This window comes from Paracoccus sphaerophysae, assembly GCF_000763805.1.
GTDB lineage: Bacteria > Pseudomonadota > Alphaproteobacteria > Rhodobacterales > Rhodobacteraceae > Paracoccus > Paracoccus sphaerophysae.
Genome location: NZ_JRKS01000105.1, coordinates 1 through 6396, shown reverse-complemented (window position 1 = coordinate 6396; position 6396 = coordinate 1). Strand labels below are relative to the sequence as shown.

Genomic DNA, 6396 nt, shown 5'->3' with positions numbered 1-6396 from the left:
GCCGCTTCGCCTCCGACACCGTCATCCCGCCATACTTCGCCTTCCAAGCGTAAAATGTGCCTTCCGACATGCCGTGCTTGCGGCACAGATCTGCGCACTTCGCGCCGGCATCATGCTCCTGAAGGATACCGATAATCTGTTCCTCGGTCCGTCGTGCCTTCTTCATCTTCGTCCGTCCTCTCGTTGGGCCGGACTCTAGTCACAGATGGAGGAAAAAGCCCGTGGCAGGTCAGAAAACTTGTTCGTCGTCTTGCTCATGATGCTCCATCCTACTCAAGAGCTGGAGCCTCCGGCAAACCCGGCGCGGTTCAACCCGCTTCGGCGGCCTCAAGTTTTACGCCGCCGACGATTGAGTTTAGTGGTCTTGAGGCCGCACACCGGAAACCAGATCCTCGATGAAGATTGCCACGGGCTCGGACGGCTCCATCGCTTGCCTGGTGATGACCTCGTAAGGCTCGCTTCGAGACTGCAGATGCATCGGCAGCGTGCGCGCCATGCTGAAATTGGTGAAGAATGCCGCCACGTCGCTGGACAGAAGCGCGATGGTATTGGCGTTGGCTTGAATCAGGGCCATCGTCGTTAGGGCCGAACGCGTCTCCAGCAGGTTGCGGGGGAACGCGAGGCCTGCACGGCGATATTCTTGTTCGAGCGACAGGCGCATCGGCATAGCCGCCGCATAGACGATCCAGCGCGAATCCGACAAATCCTGCAGGGTGACCCGTTTGCGCCCGACCAGCGGATGCAGAGGGTTCGCGACGACGGAGAGCAACTCGTCGTGAAATGCCTGTACGTTATACAGATGAGGATTAGGGCTGACCGAACTGCGTCCGATCATTAGGTCAAGCTGACCCCGATCCAGCATGCGCAGCATGTCAGCGCTGGTATCCTCGATGATCTCCACTGAGGTGTGGGGGAAACGCTGCAGAAAAATGGTAATAATTTCAGAGATATAGGGCACTGCTCCCATGATGGTGCCGATCCGCAACCGCTGGAACTCTGCACCCGACAGGCTATGGATTTCCCGCTCCATCGCGTCCAGCTGAGCCAGCATCACCCGTGCATGACGGATTGCGCAGTCGCCGGCCGCGTTTGGGAAAAGGCCACGGTTAGTGCGGTTGAACAGCGTGCAGCCCAGCAGATGCTCGACCTCGCGCAGCGACTTGGTGGCGCGGGGCTGGCTCATCTCGATCGCCTCGGACGCGCGCTTGAGCGATCCATTCTCAGCGATTGCGGTCATCAGTTGCATCTGGCGAAGCGTCATTCGGCTCAGATGTTCGCGACGAGGTCGGGGCATGGTTATATCCAATGGCTATACCTACTATGCAAACAACACAGATTTACACGTCAACGCCCAGCTTTATCTTCGTGCCAAGAAGTCCGGCTGCACGAGGGGGAGGCAATCACAGTCTCAAGAATAGCAGTCTGGAAGATCTGACGCAGCAGAGATCGGCCTCACAATCATTGCGACCGGATCGGCTTGCTCAGAATGCAACGGCGCCGCAAGATGGTACGCCCTGCTGCTCGGTGCCGGCGAAAGCCGAAGGAAGACCGAAAGGCTGCCCCGAACTGGTGCCGCCCTTCGCAGCTTGGGCGGCGGGGCGGCGCTAAGAAATTTGACAAGCAGGGAGGAAACCGCATGTCTGATATCTACATCCGTAAGATCAGCGTTCTGGTGGGGCTTGCGCCCTTAGCTATGGCCTGCGGTATGTCCGCGGCCGCGGCACAGACGGTGTTAACCGTCACGCATTCCTCGCCGGCCGATAGCCATTTCGGCGATGCCGCGGTTGCGTTCAAGGATGTTCTTGAAGGAGGTACCGACGGCTCGGTCAGCGTGGTCATCCAGCGTCTGGACAACGAGCGCGAGGCGCTGGAAAGCGTTCAGCTTGGCTCGCAGGAATGCGCAATCGGTTCAACAGGACCGCTCGGCAATTTTGTTCCGGAAACGCGGGTACTGGATGTACCCTTCCTGTTCAACGACTACGCCCATGCGCGAGGGGTCTTGGATGGGGAAATCGGCCAAAATCTGCTTGCGGCCTTATCGAATTACGGGCTGGAAGGCGTCGCATGGCTCGAGAACGGATTTCGCAGCCTGACCACCGGGTCGCGCCTTGTGGAGTCGCCCGAGGATCTTCGCGGCATGAAAATCCGCACAATGGAGAACCCCATCCACATGCAGGCTTGGGAGGCTGCAGGCGTTCTGCCGACGCCGATGGCGTTCTCTGAGCTGCCCTCGGCGCTGCAGCAAGGCACTGTGGATGGCCAAGAGAACCCGATCCCCGTGATCCTTTCGAACAATCTCGACATGATGCAGCAGCATCTCTACCTGACGCGACATGTCTATTCGCCCGGCATTCTGGTCTGCAATCCGGATTTTGTTGCCTCGCTGGATGACACGCAGCGCGCGGCGCTGACCCAGGCAGGAGCCGCGGCGGCCGCTGCAAACCGCGCCCGAGTCGAAAAGGACGAAACTGCCGGCATCGAAACCCTGCGCAAGCGTGGGATCGACGTGCGCGAGGTAGAGAACCGCGACGCCTATCGCGAGGCCATGGCCGGCGCCAATGCCGGCTTCGAATCCGAATTCGGCGCCGAGACGCTTCAACGCATCCGCAACTGGAGCCCTGAATGAGCACTCCTGCAGGGGTTATCCGGCGTCTTGACGGCGGGATTGCGATGGGGGTGGCAATAGCCGCCTCCCTTGCCCTCGTGGTGGCGGTCGGAGCGAGCTTCTGGCAAGTGCTGGGCCGCTTCGTTTTTCAGGCGCCCTCTGTTTGGTCCGAGGCACTGACCCGGCTTTCGCTGATCTGGATGGTCCTTCTTGGCAGCTCGGTCGCGCTACGGCACGGGGCGTTCGTCGCGATCGACTTGGCGCAGGACCTGACGCGCGGCCGCGTGAGGCGGGCGATCGAGGCGGTCACGCTGATGGCCTGCCTGTCGATGTTCGCGATGCTGTTTTGGTACGGCTGGTCCATGGCCGTCCGGGTCCGCATGCAGGAAATGGCCGGCCTCGAGATCTCGATGAGCTGGGCCTATGCCGCCATCCCTGTCGGATCGGTTTTCGCAATCTTGGGCGCAATCGTCCACTTCCTTGACCGGGGCCGCGGCAGGGAGATCGTCGCATGACTGCCGCCATCATAACGGCAATGCTGATTTTCTTTGCCATCTCAGTGCCAATCGCAATCGCCATTGCGCTTGCCTCGGTCATTGGGCTGGTGGGTTTCACCACGCTGCCACCAATCGTCATCTCCCAGCAGTTTTTGATCGCGCTAGACAAGTTCCCCCTTGCTGCGATCCCGTTCTTCATTCTAGCGGGCAACCTGATGGAGGTTGGCGGCCTCTCGCGGCGCCTTGTCGAGTTTGCCCGCGCCTTCGTCGGCCAGCTGCAGGGCGGTCTGGCCGCGACCTGCGTGCTGACCTGCATGCTGTTCTCGGCTATCTCGGGATCGAGCGTGGCGACGACCTTCGCGATCGGGGCCGTGCTGATCCCCGCAATGCGGCAATTCGGCTATCCAGTCGGCTTTGCCGCAGCACTCATGGCCGTTTCGGCCGAGCTGGGGGTGATTTTTCCGCCGTCGATCCCGATGATCCTTTACGGCGTCGCGACGCAAACCTCGATCCCCGCTCTGTTCCTTGCAGGCGTTCTGCCGGGCTTCCTGATCGCCGGAGCCCTGCTGGTCACAGTCCTCGTCTGGTGTCGGATCAAGGGATGGGGCAACCGCGACGGAGAGGGCAGGCTGCCCAGAGGAACAGCCACCATCCAGGCTTTCTGGGCGCTGTTGATGCCGCTCGTGATCATGGGCGGCATCTATGGCGGTGTCACGACGCCGACGGAAGCGGCCGTGATCGCGGTCATCTACGCGCTGATCGTGGGGCTGTTCCTTCACCGTGAATTGACGCTGAGGGACGTCTTCGTCGCACTGCGCAAGTCGGTCGTCTCCTCGGCGGTGATCATGTTCATCATCGCCGCCGCCAGCCTGATGGGCTACCTGTTGAACCGTCAGGGCGTTCCTGATGCGGCGGCGTTGTGGCTAACCTCAACCTTTGACGGTGCAACGTCGCTTCTGATCGCAGTCAACGCCCTGCTGTTTGTTGTCGGGATGTTCATCGAGACGGGCGCAAGCATCATCGTGTTGGCTCCAATCCTACAGGATGCCGCGCTGCGCGTCGGGATCGAGCCGGTCCATTTCGGCACTATCATGGTGGTGAACCTTGCGCTCGGGATGATCACGCCGCCGATGGGAGTCAACCTGTTCGCGGCGGCCCAGATTGCGGGTTGTTCCGTCACTCAGATGCTCAGACCGTTGATGGTGTTCATCGGCGTCCTGCTGGCCTGCTTGATTGTCATCACTTTCGTGCCCCAGATCTCGACCTTTCTGCCCAGTACGATGACGCGCTGAACAACCGCGCCCGACCGCCATCAAGCGGTCGGGCAGCACGTTCCGGCACGGGCGCTCACAAGAACTTCTGAATGGTTTGATACTATGTCCGCTTCACTTACCTCTTGGATGGTCGAAATCGTCGGCAGACGCCATGGCCATGTCGGCACCCGTGTTACCCGTCACTTCCGCAAAGGATATCGATACGGCGACGGCGAGGTCGCAGTGGCGGTCTCTTTTCGAGCAGTGGCGCGTCCTGCAGGCCTGTGTCGTAGCGGATGTCGCCATTATCATGCAGGCGGCCAATACCGGTCTGACCGGGGGCTCGACCGTTCGGCTGGGGTAACGGGCGGCCCATCGTGATCATCAATGCCATGCGCATCAGCCGGGTATGGTCGCTCTGCATCATCGGTGTGCTCGTCTGGATCATGAACGCCAACGACTACCCGGCCGGCCCCTTTGTTCTCGGCGTCGTTCTGGGTGCTATCGTCGAGCAGAACTTCATAGCGTCAATCCTCATGAGCGACGGCGATCTCTCGGCGTTCTTCACGCGCCCCATCGCCGGTGTGCTTGGCGTCGTCACATTGACCGTCTGGCTGCTGCCGGCGGCAATCTCGCTTTGGCGTCTTGCCCTGGACGGGCGGGCAGGTACGCCCCCGGGCGAGCCGCGCTCGGCACCTGATCAATTGGTTTTCAAGAAAGGGTCATGACCAATGGCACGCATCACGTATCTCACTCGCATCGAATTCGGAGAAGGCGAGGTTTCCCGTCTTCGCGAGTTCCTCGATGAGCTGGGCATCAAGCGCCCCCTGATCTGCACTGACAAGGGGTTAATCGGGACGGGCCTCGTGGCGAAGATCGCAGCACTCCTTTCCGATCCGGTCATCTTCGACGGAACGCCCGCCAATCCCACTGAGGCAGCCGTCATGAAGGCGCTCGAGATGTATCGCGCCCATGACTGCGACGGGATTGTCGGCCTTGGCGGCGGCTCGTCGATCGACTTGGCCAAGGCAGTCCGGGTGCTGACCGGTCATCAGCCGCCGCTGGATCAATACGCGGCCGTCAATGGCGGCGTGGCGAAGATCCACGGGAACATCGCGCCGATGATTGCGATCCCGACCACATCGGGCACCGGCTCGGAGGTGGGGCGCGCGGCGGTCATCAACATGGACAGCGGGCGCAAGCTTGGCATCCTGTCGCCTCACAACCTGCCCACAATCGCCCTGTGCGACCCCGAGCTGACTTATGGTCTGCCACCCGGGCTGACTGCAGCTACGGGAATGGACGCTCTCTCGCACTGCCTTGAGACGTTCATGGCGCCGTCATTCAATCCTCCCGCCGATGCAATCGCGCTGCACGGATTGGATGCGGGCCTGCGGTCCATCGAGAAGGCCGTGGCGGATGGTGCGGATACCGAGGCGCGGCGCGACATGATGGTCTGTGCCCTTGAAGGCGCGATGGCCTTCCAGAAGGGTCTGGGCGCTGTCCATGCGCTGACCCATCCTCTTGGCGCGATCCATGAGCTCAACCTGCATCACGGCACGCTGAATGCGGTGCTGACGCCTGCCGTGCTGCGCTTCAACCGCGAAAGCATCGGACCGAAATGGGACGTCCTGGCCGATCGCATGGGCGCTGCCCCTGATCGCTACATCGCCGACCTGAATGACCGCATCGGCATGCCTGCGGGTCTCGCCGCGATGGGCGTGACGCCCGAGATGATGGAAGCCGTCGCCGGTGAGGCGCTGAAAGATCATTGCCACGCCACCAATCCCAAGATTGCCACTCGCGAGGAGTATCTGGCAATTATGAAGGACAGCGCTTGATCTGGGCGTGAAGCTCGAAGCTGGCCTGCCTGTCACGCGGCAGGTCGGCTGACCGGGGCCCTATCTCTGCCGAAGGCGGCAAAGTCGCGTGCCTTGCGGAACGTCTCGGGTGGCGGCGCCAGAACAGCGATGGCCGTGGCAATCAGCGGCCCGATGCCCGGCACCGTCATCAGTCGCCGGGCGACGTCATTCTCCTTGGC

7 protein-coding genes and 1 pseudogene are annotated in these 6396 nt (G+C 61.5%); 5 read left to right on the top strand and 3 right to left on the bottom strand.

Going from position 1 to position 6396, the window contains the following annotated elements; translation table 11 throughout:
* On the bottom strand, window positions 1–166 hold a 166-nt coding region (locus tag IC63_RS17785; protein WP_036719465.1), incomplete at its 3' end, for a transposase.
* 189 nt (window positions 167–355) lie between these two features.
* Window positions 356–1246, bottom strand: a complete 891-nt coding sequence (locus tag IC63_RS16210) for a LysR family transcriptional regulator (protein ID WP_232222655.1) — start codon at window positions 1244–1246, stop codon at window positions 356–358.
* A 390-nt stretch (window positions 1247–1636) separates the two neighbouring features.
* Between IC63_RS16210 and dctP the strand changes: the two genes are divergently transcribed.
* From dctP to IC63_RS16180, 5 genes are all read left to right on the top strand, one after another.
* Window positions 1637–2626: a TRAP transporter substrate-binding protein DctP gene (gene dctP / locus IC63_RS16205; protein WP_052042338.1), complete on the top strand. Its 990-nt coding sequence runs from the start codon at window positions 1637–1639 to the stop codon at window positions 2624–2626.
* On the top strand, window positions 2623–3120 hold the full coding sequence (locus IC63_RS16200) for a TRAP transporter small permease (RefSeq protein ID WP_052042337.1): 498 nt from the start codon (window positions 2623–2625) through the stop codon (window positions 3118–3120). The genes dctP and IC63_RS16200 overlap by 4 nt, the downstream gene beginning before the upstream one ends.
* Window positions 3117–4394 (top strand): TRAP transporter large permease, encoded by a 1278-nt coding sequence (locus IC63_RS16195; RefSeq protein ID WP_036722443.1) that lies wholly within the window; start codon window positions 3117–3119, stop codon window positions 4392–4394. The genes IC63_RS16200 and IC63_RS16195 overlap by 4 nt, the downstream gene beginning before the upstream one ends.
* Before the next feature lie 338 nt (window positions 4395–4732).
* On the top strand, window positions 4733–5083 hold the full coding sequence (locus IC63_RS16185; protein WP_156965530.1) for a hypothetical protein: 351 nt from the start codon (window positions 4733–4735) through the stop codon (window positions 5081–5083).
* 3 nt (window positions 5084–5086) lie between these two features.
* Complete coding sequence (locus IC63_RS16180) at window positions 5087–6196, top strand: iron-containing alcohol dehydrogenase (RefSeq protein ID WP_036722438.1); 1110 nt, start codon at window positions 5087–5089, stop codon at window positions 6194–6196.
* A gap of 71 nt (window positions 6197–6267) precedes the next feature.
* Here the strand turns inward: IC63_RS16180 and IC63_RS17780 are convergent.
* Window positions 6268–6396, bottom strand: a pseudogene (locus tag IC63_RS17780) (transposase); the annotation flags it as partial.